Annotated in this window: 13 protein-coding genes and 1 pseudogene; 8 read left to right on the forward strand and 6 right to left on the reverse strand. The window is 42.1% G+C overall.

Translation table 11 applies throughout. The features are described 5' to 3' along the window. Nucleotides 1-228 precede the first annotated feature (228 nt). Nucleotides 229-1,317, forward strand: coding sequence for a tetratricopeptide repeat protein (locus HXY43_RS11115; protein WP_290883251.1), 1,089 nt, complete (start codon nucleotides 229-231; stop codon nucleotides 1,315-1,317). Between the two features lie 200 nt (nucleotides 1,318-1,517). Here the strand turns inward: HXY43_RS11115 and HXY43_RS11120 are convergent, their stop codons facing one another. Together HXY43_RS11120 and HXY43_RS11125 are read right to left on the reverse strand one after the other, a co-directional pair. Continuing rightward, nucleotides 1,518-2,213: a TrkA family potassium uptake protein gene (locus HXY43_RS11120; protein WP_290883252.1), complete on the reverse strand. Its 696-nt coding sequence runs from the start codon at nucleotides 2,211-2,213 to the stop codon at nucleotides 1,518-1,520. 197 nt (nucleotides 2,214-2,410) lie between these two features. Then, nucleotides 2,411-3,745 carry a TrkH family potassium uptake protein gene (locus HXY43_RS11125; RefSeq protein WP_290883253.1) on the reverse strand — a complete coding sequence of 445 codons (1,335 nt, stop codon included), beginning with the start codon at nucleotides 3,743-3,745 and terminating at the stop codon, nucleotides 2,411-2,413. Nucleotides 3,746-3,894: 149 nt separating this feature from the next. Here HXY43_RS11125 and HXY43_RS11130 point away from each other — a divergent pair, with 149 nt between their 5' ends. The 3 genes from HXY43_RS11130 to HXY43_RS11140 all read left to right on the forward strand — a co-directional run bounded on the left by HXY43_RS11130 (nucleotide 3,895) and on the right by HXY43_RS11140 (nucleotide 6,328). After that, complete coding sequence (locus tag HXY43_RS11130) at nucleotides 3,895-4,740, forward strand: methyltransferase domain-containing protein (protein WP_290883255.1); 846 nt, start codon at nucleotides 3,895-3,897, stop codon at nucleotides 4,738-4,740. 102 nt (nucleotides 4,741-4,842) lie between these two features. Beyond that, nucleotides 4,843-5,796 (forward strand): homogentisate phytyltransferase, encoded by a 954-nt coding sequence (locus HXY43_RS11135; RefSeq protein ID WP_290883257.1) that lies wholly within the window; start codon nucleotides 4,843-4,845, stop codon nucleotides 5,794-5,796. A gap of 64 nt (nucleotides 5,797-5,860) precedes the next feature. Next, the gene (locus tag HXY43_RS11140) at nucleotides 5,861-6,328 is read left to right on the forward strand and encodes a tetratricopeptide repeat protein (protein WP_290883259.1); all 468 of its coding nucleotides are present in this window, start codon (nucleotides 5,861-5,863) and stop codon (nucleotides 6,326-6,328) included. 304 nt (nucleotides 6,329-6,632) lie between these two features. Here the strand turns inward: HXY43_RS11140 and HXY43_RS11145 are convergent, their stop codons facing one another. Both HXY43_RS11145 and HXY43_RS11150 read right to left on the reverse strand, forming a co-directional pair. Further along, complete coding sequence (locus tag HXY43_RS11145) at nucleotides 6,633-6,872, reverse strand: hypothetical protein (RefSeq protein WP_026735761.1); 240 nt, start codon at nucleotides 6,870-6,872, stop codon at nucleotides 6,633-6,635. Nucleotides 6,873-6,929: 57 nt separating this feature from the next. Continuing rightward, nucleotides 6,930-7,142 carry a high light inducible protein gene (locus HXY43_RS11150; RefSeq protein WP_026735762.1) on the reverse strand — a complete coding sequence of 71 codons (213 nt, stop codon included), beginning with the start codon at nucleotides 7,140-7,142 and terminating at the stop codon, nucleotides 6,930-6,932. 144 nt (nucleotides 7,143-7,286) lie between these two features. On the opposite strand from HXY43_RS11150, the gene cobA reads away from it, so the two are divergent. Both cobA and coaE read left to right on the forward strand, forming a co-directional pair. Further along, nucleotides 7,287-8,924 carry a uroporphyrinogen-III C-methyltransferase gene (cobA, locus tag HXY43_RS11155; protein WP_290883262.1) on the forward strand — a complete coding sequence of 546 codons (1,638 nt, stop codon included), beginning with the start codon at nucleotides 7,287-7,289 and terminating at the stop codon, nucleotides 8,922-8,924. 72 nt (nucleotides 8,925-8,996) lie between these two features. After that, on the forward strand, nucleotides 8,997-9,602 hold the full coding sequence (gene coaE, locus HXY43_RS11160; protein ID WP_290883264.1) for a dephospho-CoA kinase: 606 nt from the start codon (nucleotides 8,997-8,999) through the stop codon (nucleotides 9,600-9,602). Nucleotides 9,603-9,684: 82 nt separating this feature from the next. On the opposite strand, the gene HXY43_RS11165 is transcribed toward coaE, so the two are convergent. Next, on the reverse strand, nucleotides 9,685-11,079 hold the full coding sequence (locus HXY43_RS11165) for a TldD/PmbA family protein (protein ID WP_290883266.1): 1,395 nt from the start codon (nucleotides 11,077-11,079) through the stop codon (nucleotides 9,685-9,687). Nucleotides 11,080-11,335: 256 nt separating this feature from the next. On the opposite strand from HXY43_RS11165, the gene HXY43_RS11170 reads away from it, so the two are divergent. Next, nucleotides 11,336-12,982, forward strand: a complete 1,647-nt coding sequence (locus tag HXY43_RS11170; protein ID WP_290883268.1) for a DUF2079 domain-containing protein — start codon at nucleotides 11,336-11,338, stop codon at nucleotides 12,980-12,982. A gap of 163 nt (nucleotides 12,983-13,145) precedes the next feature. Beyond that, the gene (locus tag HXY43_RS11175; RefSeq protein ID WP_290883269.1) at nucleotides 13,146-14,333 is read left to right on the forward strand and encodes a glycosyltransferase family 4 protein; all 1,188 of its coding nucleotides are present in this window, start codon (nucleotides 13,146-13,148) and stop codon (nucleotides 14,331-14,333) included. Between the two features lie 127 nt (nucleotides 14,334-14,460). On the opposite strand, the pseudogene HXY43_RS11180 reads toward HXY43_RS11175, so the two are convergent. Further along, a pseudogene (locus HXY43_RS11180) lies at nucleotides 14,461-15,269 on the reverse strand (rRNA adenine N-6-methyltransferase family protein). Nucleotides 15,270-15,396: the final 127 nt, after the last annotated feature.

The raw sequence follows: 15,396 nt of genomic DNA on the forward strand, positions 1-15,396 counted from the left end.
AACATTTTTTGAATCGGTATAAGATAATTTGACTAACGATAAAATTTGTAAAGACGTTGCATTGCAACGTCTCTACACACACGTAATTACTATGGACAATCCTTAACTGAACTGTATTGATCTCTAACCTCCAGCCTCGAAAATTAAATATGTAACAGTTCAATTTTCACTGGCATACTGGGTATTCTGACTTTATGAGCATCTAGCAATCAGTGCAGGTCGCCAATCATGTCTCAAACATATCAAGTCTGTCAGTGGATTTACGGTATACGCAAGGCTGTGTTATTCTGCTCCTCTGCGGTTTTGGTGTTAGTCACACCAACAATAACTGAATTACCAGGAAGCAAGCTGCTGGCACAAAATGTTGTTTCTCAGGATTTAGATGCAGCCAGCTTTTTTCAGCAGGGGGTGATGCGCTATCACCGCAAAGATTTACAGGGTGCAGAATCTGCGTTCCGCCAAGCCTTGCAGATAGATCCCAAAATTGCTCCCGCACGCAATTACTTGGGCAGTATTATGTTGCAGCAAAACCGCTTGGACGCAGCGGTGCAAGAGTATGCAGAGGCGATTAGGCTGAATCCCAATTTTGGCGAGTCTTATTATAACTTGGGCTTGGCTTTGCATAAACAAGGACAAGCCGAAGCCGCAATTACCGCTTACCGCCAAGCTTTGATTATCAACCCAGTAATAGCGGATGCCCAGTATAATTTGGGTTTGGTTTTGTATGAAAAAGGACATTCTGATGAGGCGATCGCAGCTTATCAGCAAGCAATTAATCTAGATGGCAGCAATGCCAATGCTTATTTTAATTTAGCGATCGCCCTGCAAGAGCAAGGAAAATTAGAAGAAGCGATCGCAGCCTACCGCCAAGCTTTAAAGTTAAACCCTGACAATGCTGTGGCTTACAATAATATGGGTAGTCTTCAGGCTCTGCAAGGTCAAACTTCTGAAGCGATCGCCACTTATCAAACAGCTATTAGCCGCATTCCCAAAAATGCTGAAGCTTATTACAACTTGGGAGTAGCTTTGTACAATCAAGGCGAGTTTAAAAAAGCTAGCGGTGCTTTTAAACGTGCGCGTAACCAGTACCGCGAACAAGGTAACATCCAGCAAGCTGACAAAGTTGAACAATTAATGCAGCAAGTTGCCCAGATGCAAGAACCAAAGCAACCTCAAGTCAGTCAAGCTGCAACTCCCTCTCAGGCTGAAACAGAAACTCCTGATGAGCCTGTTTCGATTGAACAACAAGAGAAACCGAGCCAACAAGATACTCCTACCCAGGAGCAAGTTAACCCCGAAGAGGTGCCTTTCTCTTAGAAGTACCTGCGGCTTTGCAATAGAGTTAGTAGTTAGTAGATAGTAGTTAGTAGATAGTAGATAGTAGATAGTAGATAGTAGGTAGAATTGATTCTTAGTTGTTTGTTATTCCCACTAACCACTAACCACTAACCACTAACCACTAACCACTAACCACTAACCACTAACCACTAACCACTAACCACTAACCACTAACCAATTTAAATCGGCAAACGATTAATATCCTTGTTGCAGCCGATAACTACAATTGCTGAACCGCGTTCAAGACGTTGGTTGGGATAGGGATTAATTTGAAATTTTCCATCATGGCTTACCGCTAGTAAATTCAAGCCATAGCGGTTACGAAGTTGTAGTTCGGCAATCGTTTTGCCGTGAAATTCATCAGGAACAATCAACTCTACAATACTGTGATCTGGGTCAAGGTCAAATCTTTCTAAGATTGATGGTTTAGTGAGCGATCGCGCCAGCGCACATCCTGCTTCAAACTCAGGAAACACAACATAATCAGCCCCTACTCGCTGTAATAGCTTGCGGTGAACTTCACTGGAAGCTTTTGCCACTACGTGGGGTACACCTCCCTCCTTGACATTCAGAGTAGTGATGATACTTTCCTGAATGTAATTTCCAATTGCAATAATGACGGTATCAAATTCAAAAATTCCTGCTTCTTTGAGTGCGGCCGGTTCTGTTGAGTCTATTTGCAAAGCATGACCGACTATTTGCTCGGTCAATGCTTCGTATACTCGCTTTTCATCAACATCTGTTCCTAACACTTGATATCCTAACTTGTGGAGTGTTGAACAGACAGCTCGACCAAAACGACCTAAACCGATCACGGCAAATTGATGATTATCTTTACGCAGACTGCGAAAAAACGATAGTGATGACAGATTCACAGTTGTTACCTTTGTTGTTTCTCCCTGATTAAGGTCAAAACTTCGGTTCTACCGAAGAAATAAAAAAGTGTATTTTTACCTGATATTTCATATTTTATCAATCATTAGTCATTAGTCATTGGTCATTGGTCATTGGTCACTTGTTGGTTTTTCTACTAACTACTAACTACTAATCACCAACAACCAACAATCAACAACTATCCCACAAGTAAGTTTTCTTCTGGATAGTGAACTCTGCTAGGGCGTGGATCTCCTAAGATAGCTGACATCAGCAATAACACACCCACCCTGCCTATATACATCGTGACAATTAATATCAACTTTGCTGCTATGGAAACACTACCGGTAATGCCAGTAGAAAGTCCCACGGTAGCAAAGGCTGACACTACTTCAAATAATATTTGAATAAAGTCTAATTCTGGGTCTGTTAAAGTAATTAAAATTGTAGAGATAATAACTGTTGCGACAGAACCAATCAATACGCCAACAGCTTTTAAAACTAAAGATAATGCTATTTTTCGTTCATATAATAAAACTTCTTCTTTGCCTTGAAGAATTGCTTTAGTACAGCTGGTAAGTACTCTCAAAGTTGTAGTTTTGATACCGCCTCCTGTACCTCCTGGGCTTGCACCAATAAACATAAATGCAATTGTAATAAATAGACCTGCTGTTGTCATTTGACCAATATCAATAGTATTAAATCCAGCAGTTCTGGGAGTAACAGATTGAAACCAAGCAACTAATAATTTATCAAATAAATCCAAATTTACAAACGTTTTAGAGTTGCGTAACTCTACCAAGAAAAATGCAATGGTTCCCAAAACTAACAGCACAAGTGTTGTACTGGTTGCAACTTTAAAATCTAGAGACAAAACTATATGTTCAGTTTTTTTCCGCAAGCGATCGCGTATCATCATATAGATTTCTAAAATTACCTGATAACCTATACCACCAAAAATAATTAATCCTGTAACGGTGAAAACAACTAAAGGCGAAGACTGATAACCAATTAAGCTATCTTTAAACAAGCTAAAACCAGCATTATTCCAAGCGTTAACACTATGAAAAATTGCTAACCACAGTCCTTTATCCCAACCGTAATCTGGAACAAACGCTGGTAATAGTAAAAATATTCCAGTGATTTCAAAAATCAACGTTGTGGCAATGATTGAGCGAATAATTTGAGTGCTACCACTCATCCCCGGACGATCTAAGGCTTGTTGAATGGCGATTTTTTGCCGTAAATCAAATTTACGCCCAATTAGCAAAATCAAAAAGGTTGTAGTTGTCATGTAACCCAACCCGCCAATCTGCGCCAATAGCACAATCCACAACTCACCCCAGAAGGAAAAATAAGTACCTGGATCAACTACAGATAAACCCGTGACACAAACTGCGGAAGTCGAAGTGAACAGGGCTACAATTGGGTCATTCCACGTACCGCTACTGGTAGAAAAAGGCATCATTAGCAGGAGAGTTCCTACTGTGATGAGTGCCAGAAATCCCAAGCAAATTGTTCGAGAAACAGTCATATTTAGGTAAAAAAACAAACAACGCCAGAGATTTTGGACAGGATTGTGACTCCCTGGCAGCAAAAATACCCTAATCTAATTAAAAACACACATGGTAGCCTACGAGTATGTGTTTTTAAATTCTGCCTTGTCTTAACACCGCTTTGTTCATGAGCGCAACTCTTTACAAACAAATTCAGGAATTTTACGATGCTTCCTCCGGTTTGTGGGAGGAAGTATGGGGCGAACACATGCACCACGGTTACTATGGTGCAGATGGTACAGAAAAAAAAGACCGTCGGCAGGCACAAATTGACTTAATTGAAGAAGTCCTCCAATGGGCAGATGTACAGCAAGCTGAAAACGTCCTGGATGTGGGTTGTGGAATTGGTGGTAGTTCCCTTTACTTAGCAGAAAAATTTCATGCTAGGGCAACGGGTATTACTCTGAGTCCCGTGCAAGCTGCTAGAGCAAGGGAACGGGCTGAGGAATTGGGTTTAAGTACCAGAACTAATTTTCAGGTGGCAGATGCTCAAGAAATGTCTTTTGCCGAGAATTCTTTTGACTTGGTTTGGTCACTCGAAAGTGGCGAACATATGCCGGATAAAGTCAAGTTTATGCAAGAGTGCTACAGGGTGCTAAAACCAGGTGGAACTTTGGTTATGGTGACTTGGTGTCATCGCCCAACGAATGAGTCACCACTGACGAATAATGAGCAGCAGCACTTGGCGAAGATTTATCGAGTGTATTGTTTGCCGTATGTGATTTCTTTGCCGGAGTATGAAGCGATCGCCCATCAACTCGGATTACAAAATATCCGCACCGCTGATTGGTCAAAAGCGGTAGCGCCATTTTGGAATGTCGTGATTGATTCGGCGCTAACTCCAAGGGCGATTTTTGGATTGCTGCGATCGGGTTGGAGTACGATTATTGGGGCGCTGTCTTTGGGGTTGATGCGTCGTGGCTATGAGCGTGGGTTAATTCGGTTTGGACTGTTGTGTGGAAAGAAATGTTAGTGGTTAGTGGTTAGTCGTTAGTGGTTAGTGGTCAAAAGCTAACTACTATCTACTAATTACTACCACCTACTAACTAGTAACTACTATCTACTAACAAATACTATGACTGAAATTTCACAGCCAAGTTTTCGAGATAGTTGGCTTTACGCTTTGTGGAAATTCTCTCGCCCACATACGATTATTGGTACGAGTTTAAGTGTGTTGGGTTTGTATTTAATTGCAGTTGCTGTTGGTAATTCTAATTCTTCTCCATTCTCCCAACCCCCAACCCTATTTCCTCCTTTGGCAGCATGGATTGCTTGTTTGTGTGGCAATGTTTATATTGTGGGGTTAAATCAACTAGAAGATGTGGCGATTGACAAGATTAATAAGCCGCATTTACCGCTAGCTTCTGGTGAGTTTTCCCAGCGGACAGGAAAATTTATAGTAGCAGTCACTGGCATTTTAGCGCTAGTTTTGGCTTGGCTCAGCGGTCAGTTTTTGTTCGGAATGGTGACGATTAGTTTAGGAATTGGCACAGCTTATTCTTTGCCGCCAATTCGCTTAAAACGGTTTCCTTTTTGGGCGGCATTGTGTATTTTTTCGGTGCGGGGGGCAATTGTTAATTTAGGGTTATTTTTACACTTTAGTTGGGTACTGGAACAAAATAATTTTATTCCACCTATTCCTGTAGCGGTTTGGGTGCTGACGGTGTTTATTTTGGTATTTACGTTTGCGATCGCTATTTTTAAAGATATCCCCGACATGGAAGGCGATCTGCAATACAATATCAAGACTTTCACTATCCAACTCGGCAAGCAGGCAGTGTTTAATCTTGCCCTTTGGGTATTAACTGTGTGTTACCTGGGAATGATTCTAGTTGGCTTGCTACGTCTAGCTGAAGTGAATGCTGTATTTTTGGTGATTACTCATCTAGCCGCACTGGGTGCGATCTGGTGGCGGAGTCGAAAAGTAGATATGCAAGAAAAAAGTGCGATCGCCCGTTTCTATCAATTCATTTGGAAGCTGTTTTTTATCGAGTATCTAATTTTTCCTATCGCTTGTCTTTTGGCTTAAACAGATTCAATTGCTTATGAATCTGTGTGTATCTGTGGTTCTTCATTTATGCACATTTGACTGTATGCTAGAACAATACACTTCTATTTTCGCCACTGTCGCAGTCATATTTAGCATCTTTTTCCTTGGTTATTTTGCTTGGAAAACTTTAATTACTGCCAACTACTTCCAAAAAGGCATAAATCTTTATCAGCAAAAAGATTACCAAGGCGCAGAAGCAGCTTTTCGCCAAGTAATTGCTATCAACTCTACTAATGATGCGGTTCATTTGCTGTTAGGTGATACTTTGATGCAGCAAGATAAAATTGAAGAAGCAATTTCCGAATTTCAAGAAGTGATTCGTCGTGCCCCTAAAAAAATCGATGCTTATTTGCGCTTGGCTCAAGCTTTGATGCAACAACAAAAACCACAGGAAGCAATTACTATCCTGCAACAAGCTAGCGATCTATTCCAAAAACAGCGCCAACCCGAAAAAGCCGCACAAATTCAACGGCTATTGCAACAAATATCTTCAGCGTCAAAAGATTCTTAATTTAGTGGGTGAAGATTGACTTTACTTGAGGCACATAAAAAAAGTCAAAAACATCCCACTATACTCAAGAATATTAGATTATCAAAAGTGCCTGTTTTTGGTCAAGCGCTAAAATCAAGAAATCTCGTCTTGCAATTGAGAAAATTTCGCGTAAACTCAACACAACTTAACCAAATTGATAATTTTTATGAATCGAAAAAATACTTCAACCTTTAATAAAGATGATTTATAAATGCGAAAAGAAGTCTTGGTTTTGACAACCAGGACTTCTAATAATTTTCTTGGATGTAACACACAACCCTATTTATACGAAGTTCCTGAAGTAGATAGCCCAAATACTTCCAGCGATTCCAACCGCAATTAACAAGTTGGTGAAAAACCAGCCGAATTCTATTTCTTGTCCCAGTGTCTTGTCTTCTTGACCTGCGGTGAAAAATAATGACCAGGCTTGATTGAGATTGATTTTCTCAAAGTTGTTAAACTCTGGTCGAAAAACAACGGGTCCAAGCAAGTCCTTATTGGGGTAGTTAAAATCAGTTTTCATTGCTGTTCCCTCTTTTGTTCTATTGTTGACTGTTAATGATTTGTGGTTGTGAATTGCTTACAGGCTAGTTAGCCATCCAATTAAGCCGTGTCCGGTGAAAACTTCTAAAGCGATCAGTGAAACAAAGCCAATCATTGCTAAACGCCCATTGAGTTTCTCAGCATACTCGGTGAAGCCAGCCCGTGGAGTTTCTTCAACATAAACCTTAGGTTCAATGGCGTAGCTGTTGAGTAGACCGCGTTCGTTAATCGTAAAGCCTCTTCCTGTCATGTCTCCCTCCTGATTGCTATCTGTTGTAAACAAATATAACTTAATGTAACAAAAGATTGCTATAACTTGACATGGTAAGATAAGTACAGTAAACCGTACAGGACGGGGTGAAAATGCCGTATTTGCCGCGTTGGGTTGATAAACATGACTAATCAAAAAGGCAAAGTCTACCTCGTGGGTTCAGGATTGGGAGATGTGGCATACCTGACGGTGAGAGCTTATAATCTTTTGGCGATCGCTCAAGTGTTGGTTTACGATGCCCTTGTAGATGCCGAGTTGTTGCAGTTAGTATCACCCGACTGCCTAAAGTTGGATGTGGGTAAACGTGGAGGCAAACCCAGCACGCCGCAAGCTGAGATTAACAAGTTACTAGTCAAACATTGTCAGCAGGGGAAACAAATTGTCAGGCTCAAAGGCGGCGATCCGTTTATTTTTGGTCGCTGTAGTGCCGAAATTGAAGCCTTGAAAGCCGCAGATTGTGAGTTTGAAGTTGTACCAGGAATATCCTCTGCCTTAGCAGCACCTTTACTAGCAGGCATTCCGCTGACAGATCCAGTTCTGAGTCGCTGTTTTGCTGTGTTTACTGCTCACGATCCCGATGCTTTGGATTGGGAAGCGCTGTCAGCGTTAGAGACATTAGTAATTTTGATGGGAGGGCAGAATCTGGCTGAGATTATTTATCGGCTGCGGCGATACGGGCGATCGCTTTCTACACCCATTGCGATTATTCGTTGGGCAGGAACCCCACAGCAAAAAATCTGGACAGGCACACTCGAAACCATTTTGGAGCAAACATCTGGTGTATCGCTCTCCCCAGTGGTGATTTTAATTGGAGAAGTGGTGGGGTTACGCAGATACTTACAACCTGAGAATATAGACTTAGATAATTCTCCAGAACGCACTACTCCCAAAACACAAGATATGGTTACTAACCTCTCCAACTCTACCTCTGCCATCTCAAGCACGTCCGGTCTCCCCCTCAGCGGTAAAACAATTCTGGTGACACGTTCAGAAGGACAGTCGAGTCAATTTGCAGAACTCTTAAAGTCAGTAGGCGCACATGTCGTCGAAATGCCTGCTCTAGAAATTGGCCCGCCTTCTAGTTGGGAAGCTTTAGATCGTGCGATCGCCCGGTTATCTGAGTTCGACTGGTTAATTCTCACTTCCAGCAACGGTGTAGATTACTTTTTTGAACGGCTGCTGGCACAGGGTAAAGATATTCGTGCTTTAGCAGGAATTAAAATTGCTGTCGTTGGTGAGAAAACAGCCCAAACCCTCAGACAACACTGTTTGCAACCAGACTTCATACCACCTAACTTTGTCGCCGACTCTTTAGTCGCACACTTCCCTGAAGAACTTGCAGGTAAAAAGATTTTATTTCCGAGAGTAGAAAGCGGCGGACGGGAAACTTTGGTTAGAGAATTATCCGCCAAAGGTGCAGAAGTGGTAGAGGTTCCAGCCTATCAATCTTGCTGTCCGAGTAGTACCCCTCCTTCGGCAGAATTAGCTTTGCAGAGTGGAACTGTTGATATTATTACCTTTGCCAGTTCTAAAACCGTACAATTTTTCAATCAGCTGGCAGAAAAGATATTTTCCGATCACTCCGAGGAAAACCAATCTTCTGTAGTTGCAAATTACTTAGAGGGAGTTTGTATTGCTTCTATCGGTCCACAAACTTCTCATACTTGTCGTTCTCTATTCGGACGTGTAGATGTCGAAGCTGAAGAATACACTTTGGAGGGTTTAACCCAAGCATTGATTAAATGGGCAAAGAATAGTTAGTTGTTAGTGGTTAGTAGTTAGTATTTGGTTTTTACCACTAATCACTATCAACTATCCACTATCCAATCACAAATGACTAAACGAATTATCGGTTTAACTGGTGGTATTGCTACAGGTAAAACGACTGTTGCCAATTATTTGGCAAATGCTTATCATTTGCCAATTTTGGATGCAGATATTTATGCCCGAGATGCCGTCTGTGTAGGTTCACCGATCCTCGATGCGATCGCCCTTCGTTACGGAAAACAAATTTTACTAGCAAACGGCGACCTTAATCGCCAAAAGCTTGGTGAAATTATCTTTCACAATCCCGAGGAACGCTTCTGGATAGAGAATTTGATTCATCCTTACGTGCGCGATCGCTTTCAGGGAGAAATTTCTACATCTACCACAAAAACACTAGTCTTAGTTGTGCCTTTATTATTTGAAGCGGGAATGACTGATTTAGTGACAGAAATTTGGGTTGTGTATTGTTCTGAGCAACAACAATTAGAAAGATTAATGCAGCGAAATAATTTAACTTTAGAGCAAGCACTAGCGAGAATTCACAGCCAAATGTCTATTGCAGAAAAAGCGGCGCGTGCTGATGTCATTTTAGATAATTCCTCCACCTTGGAAGCATTACTAAAACAAGTTGATGCAGCATTAACTGAGATGCCATTCAAATCAAGACTATAGAAATCTCTTTGTGTCTTAGTGTCTTTGTGGTTCAAGATTCTTTTAACCACCAAGGCACAAAGACACAAAGTATTTTCAAACATCATGCTTCTCCGCCTACAACCACATCCCGTATCCGCAAACTCGGCCCGCCACAACCCACAGGTAAACCATTTTGTCCACCCTTACCACAACCGCCAGACTCATCCCAGTAAAAGTCATCGCCGATCGCTTCAATATCTGCCAGGGTTTGAAACACATTCCCCGAAAGCGTTACATCTTTGACTGGTTCAGCTATTTTCCCGTTTCTAATCATCCACGCTTCCCCAGCGCTAAAGGTGAACATTTCCCCATTTGTCATCCCACCTAACCAATTACGGGCATAAACTCCTTCTTTGATCTCACTAAATAAGTCTGCAACAGGTGTTTTACCCCTCTCGATCCACGTGTTGGTCATGCGTACAATTGGGGCATAGTGATAATTAAGACATCGAGCATTGCCTGTAGCTGCTTCTGCCAACTTGCCTGCTGTTTCCCGAGAATGCAAGCGTCCTACCAAAATTCCATCTTGAATTAGCTGCGTAGTTGTTGCCGGAGTTCCTTCATCGTCGTAAAAATAACTACCACGATGTCCGTTGGGGTCAGCACCATCAAAAATTTGCAAGTCTTTAGGGCCGAATCTGCGTCCTATAGTCATTACTTCCATGAGATCCGGGTTTTCATAAGCCATGTCTGCTTCGGAGAGATGCCCAAAGGCTTCGTGGACAAATAAACCAGTGAGAATAGGGTCAATAACAACTGTATAGGTATTACCTTTTACTGATGGCAGAGATAAAGCTGCAACTGCCCTTTGTGCAGCGCTTTTGACTTGTGCATCTAAATCAATTAAATCTTCAAAAGCTTGGCGCGAACCACTGGTTTCCCTGCCAGTTTGGACGGTGTCACCGTTTCTGGCAGTAGCAGCAAAGCGCATTTCCATGTCCACCCAAGATTGTTCGATGAAAGTCCCTTCACTAGTAGCAATAATTACTCTTTGACTGCTGTCACCGTAACGCACGGAAGTAGTAGTAATGCGGCGATCTACACTTTTGAGGAGGTCAGAGTAGCGATCGCACAATTCTTTTTTTCTACTCAAGGAAATTTTGCGGGGGTCAGTACCAGTGAGTGGTAGTTGGCACACAGCTTGCACTGGTTTGATGGGAGCAAGTATGGTTTCTTCATCACCAACCATTCGCGCGGCAGAAATTGCTTCTTCGAGGCGATCTTGAATTGTCGTCAGGTGGTTAAAGCTGCTGAACCCCCACCCACCTTTATGACAAGCGCGGATGTGTCCACCAATAGAAATGCCTTCGCTGAGGGTTTCTACCTTGTCGCCACGCAACAAGATATCTGTATCTTCGGCTTCTTCCAAGCGAATCATCAGATAATCTACCCGAGATGAATAGCGAGTAATCAGGTCAGAAAGCAAATTTTGCACATCCGCAAGTAAGGTAGGCATTTTGCAGGCAGGAACAATTACAACTTAACTTTATTCTCTAATAGATTGTGTGAGTTTGAGTGTTGTTTGTTGGTAGTGAGCCAGCGCGCTCCAAAGGGGGTTCCCCCCATGAGCGACTGGCGAACCCGAAGGGTTGTTTGTTGTTTGTTCCAACCAACTACTAACAAACAACAAACAACACTTAACGTTTTACAATTATTTTTTCGATAATTTTTACCCTTGCCTGATCTTGGGTGAGTGAGTGATGTGGTCGAACATGCAAAAAAAGCCGCAAGTAACGTCAAAGTTAAAGTTAGAGGCAGGTAGTGCAACCAGTACAGTGTTGCTATTAGCAGGACTCTTTTTTTTCCTGTGTCTGTTGTTTACCCTGCACCGCTACTATAGTTTTTACGCTTCCTTTGACCAAGGCATTTTTAACCAAGTTTTTTGGAATAACCTGCACGGTCGCTTTTTTCAAAGTTCCCTTTCTTCGAGTCTATCTACAAACGTTGTCCATGCAGGGGAAGTTGCCACAGTTTATTACCATCGTCTCGGTCAACACTTTACTCCAGCTTTGTTACTGTGGCTACCAATCTATGCTTTATTCCCCTCTCCTGTTACTTTGACAGTCCTGCAAGTAACACTCATCACAGCGGCGGGTTTAGTTTTGTACGTATTGGCGCGACAATATCTCCAACCACCACTGACAGTAATGATTACCGCTAGCTTTTATGGTGCTAATGCGGTAATAGGCCCGACATTAAGTAACTTTCACGACATCAGCCAGATTCCTTTGTTTGTGTTTACCCTACTGCTGGCAATGGAAAAGCGCTGGTGGTGGTTGTTTTGGCTGATGGCTGTTTTAATTTTGGCTGTGCGAGAAGATGCAGGTGTGGGTCTGTTTGGTGTGGGAGTTTACATGATTTTAAGCAAACGCTTTCCCCGCGCTGGATTTGGCGTCTGTGTCCTCAGTTTTGGCTATATGTTGGCGCTGACTAATCTAATTATGCCGTTGTTTTCTAAAGATATTTCGCAACGGTTCATGTTAGAACGGTTTGGACAATATGCCGATGGTGAGGAAGCTTCCACCCTAGAAATTATTTGGGGGATGATTAGCAATCCTCTGCGCTTGATAGTAGAATTAGTGACGCCAATAGACAGAACAATTAAGTATTTACTTGGTCATTGGTTACCCTTGGCGTTTGTCCCTGCTGTTGCTCCTGGTTCTTGGATGATAGCTGGTTTTCCGCTTTTAAAGTTATTACTGGGCAAGGGAGAATCTGTTTTAGCAATTACGATTCGTTACGCCTTAACTGTGGTGCCAGGATTATTTTACGGGTCAATTCTCTGGTGGTCGCAGCGTCAGCAAAAATTTAAACCATCATTGCGCCGCTTTTGGGTGGTTTGTATTTGCCTGTCCCTGTTTTTTACCTTTACATCCAACCCAAATCGGACTTTTTACTTTCTCATCCCTGATTCAGTAAAACCTTGGATATATGTGTCGCTACCGCAACAATGGCAACACGTGGCTCAGATGCGCCCTTTGCTGGCGCAAATTCCCTCAAATACCAGTGTTTCTGCTACTACCTACCTTGTCCCCCATCTTTCCAGCAGGCGAGAAATTCTTCGCTTGCCTGCCCTAGAATTAGGCAATGATGCCAAAGAAGTCATAAAAGTAGATTATGCGATCGCCGACCTTTGGCAATTACAAAAATATCAAGTCGCATTTAAAAGCGATCGCCGCCTATTAAAAGATTTGGTGACACTGATTGACCAGCTAACCAATAATCGCGAATATGGAATTATAGGCTTTCAAGATGGCGTTATTCTATTAAAAAAAGCTGCCAGTTCGGACACACAAGCAACAGCAGCTTGGTTAAAATTCCGTCAACAGTTGCAGCTTTCCAAACAATCGGCAACTTGATGTTGACTATATTGGCTGGCAAAAAGTGTTACTATCATTACTTTTTTCAATTATAAAAAAAATCTAAAAAGTAAGGAAAAAACACTCATTGCCAGAAACAAACTTCTAAATTTAGATATGTTAATAATTTTGGAAATTTGTAAAGGCTAGGGGATTGCATCAAATGAAGATACTAATACTGAGTTGGGAATATCCGCCCCGTATTGTGGGAGGAATTGCGCGTCATGTGTCGGAGTTGTACCCGGAACTGGCAAAGTTAGGGCATGAGATCCACCTCATTACGCCTGAGTTCGGTCATGCACCTATGTATGAGGTAGTGGAAGGAGTGCGGGTGCATCGCGTTCCCGTAGCTGGTGGTAACGACTTTTTCCACTGGGTAGTGAACATGAACGAAAGCATGGGCAGTCATGGCGGAAAATTGATAGCGGAGGAAGGCCCGTTTGATATTATCCATGCCCATGATTGGGTAGTGGGAGACGCCGCGATCGCCCTCAAGCATACCTTTAAAATCCCTCTGATTGCTACAATCCACGCTACTGAACACGGACGCTATAACGGTATCTACACGGATACCCAACGTTATATAAGTGGCAAAGAGGAACTTCTAGCCTACAACGCTTGGCGAATTATTGTCTGCACTGACTACATGCGCCGGGAAGTAGAACAAGCGCTACACAGTCCTTGGGATAAGATAGACGTTATTTATAACGGTATCCGCCCAGAAAAGAAACGCCATCACGAAGATTTTCACGCCCATGATTTTCGCCGCCAATTCGCTGAGGACGGCGAAAAAATCGTTTACTACGTCGGTCGCATGACCTATGAAAAAGGTGTATCCTTGCTGCTAGCTGCTGCTCCCAAAGTGCTGGGGGAGATGGGAGGCTACGTTAAATTTGTGATTATTGGTGGTGGTAACACCGACCATCTCAAGAAACAAGCCTGGGATATGGGAATTTGGCATAAATGCTATTTTACCGGCTTTATTACCGACGAATACTTAGATAAATTTCAAACTATCGCCGACTGTGCCGTATTCCCCAGTCTCTACGAACCCTTTGGAATTGTGGCATTAGAAAGTTTCGCTTCCCGCGTTCCTGTAGTCGTATCTGATACAGGAGGTTTTCCGGAAGTAGTGCAACATACGAAAACGGGCATTGTTACCTACACAAATAATCCTGATTCCTTAGCGTGGGGAATTTTGGAAGTGCTGAAAAACCCCGGCTATCGACAATGGTTGATTGATAACGCTTATGAAGATTTAGAGCGAAGATTTAGCTGGCCTAAATTAGGCAAGCAAACAGAAGAGGTGTATAAGCGCGTGGTGCAAGAGCGATCGCTCTCAGTGTGGTAGTAGATTTAAAAGCAGAGGGACGCAGAGTGATAAATTCCTTTGCGTCTTTTGTTTTGTGTCAAAATATCGCTATTTTTTCCTCGTAATTAAGAGTTATGATGCATCCTGAGAAGAAACTATCACCTAATTAAAATGCTGTTTTTAACAACACGTTTAAATTCAAGCTATTTAGGATACCGGATTTAATTGGACGCTTTTCGTCCCAAAAGATTAAGGATGAGTAGAAGTCTATTGCTGCTTGAGAATTTAAAAGCTCAAATGTTTTGTATGCAACATCCTCATTATCAAAACTAAGAAAGTAAACGGTATCGTCAAAAATAACAGGCTTATTAGCAATCTTCTCTACAAACCTGAAGCCTAATTTCTTGTAAAGCCCACAAATTGCAACTTTCCAAGGAGCAAACAAAGCATCGCAAGATATGCATCGCGATTCTGTAGCCAGTGAATAGCTTGTATTAACATCCATTCTGAAATATCAAAATTACTTTTACCTGTAATTGCGTCTAAGCCATCATGATTTTGAAAATTACTCTTTCTAGGTAGGTTTGCACCGCCAATTATTGCTTGCTGTGAGTTAGTTACCCAAGGAAAGTTACCGAGCACTAGTATTTTTCCATTTAAATGATCTATTAGTGATGACCAATCAAATTGGAAAAAATCTCCATGTCTGATCTCAACTCTTTTGTCTTGTATGATTTTTTTTCTTTCAAATGCTTGTAGGTAATCTGAATTTATTTCGACTCCAACAATCTTATACGCTGATTTAAATAGATGTGCAGCAGTCTCGATAAAGTTACCAACTCCGCACGTTGGTTCAACTATTGCATCAGGGCTAACATCAAGTTCTATCAACTTCTGACACACCCTTTCAGCTAGCTCCAATGGTGTTTGAAAATCACCATATTCTACTTTTGTTTTGTGAACAACATCAATCATAGATTAGCTCTTTGACATCCTCTCACCGCTAACCCTTGCGGGTGTAGCGGGAGATTCCAAAGATCACTCTTTGGGTTTCCTCTTTCTACGACTCGACTTACTTGGAGGAGTTTCTTCACCCACGCAG

The organism is Fischerella sp., from assembly GCF_013388695.1.
Lineage (GTDB): Bacteria > Cyanobacteriota > Cyanobacteriia > Cyanobacteriales > Nostocaceae > PCC9605.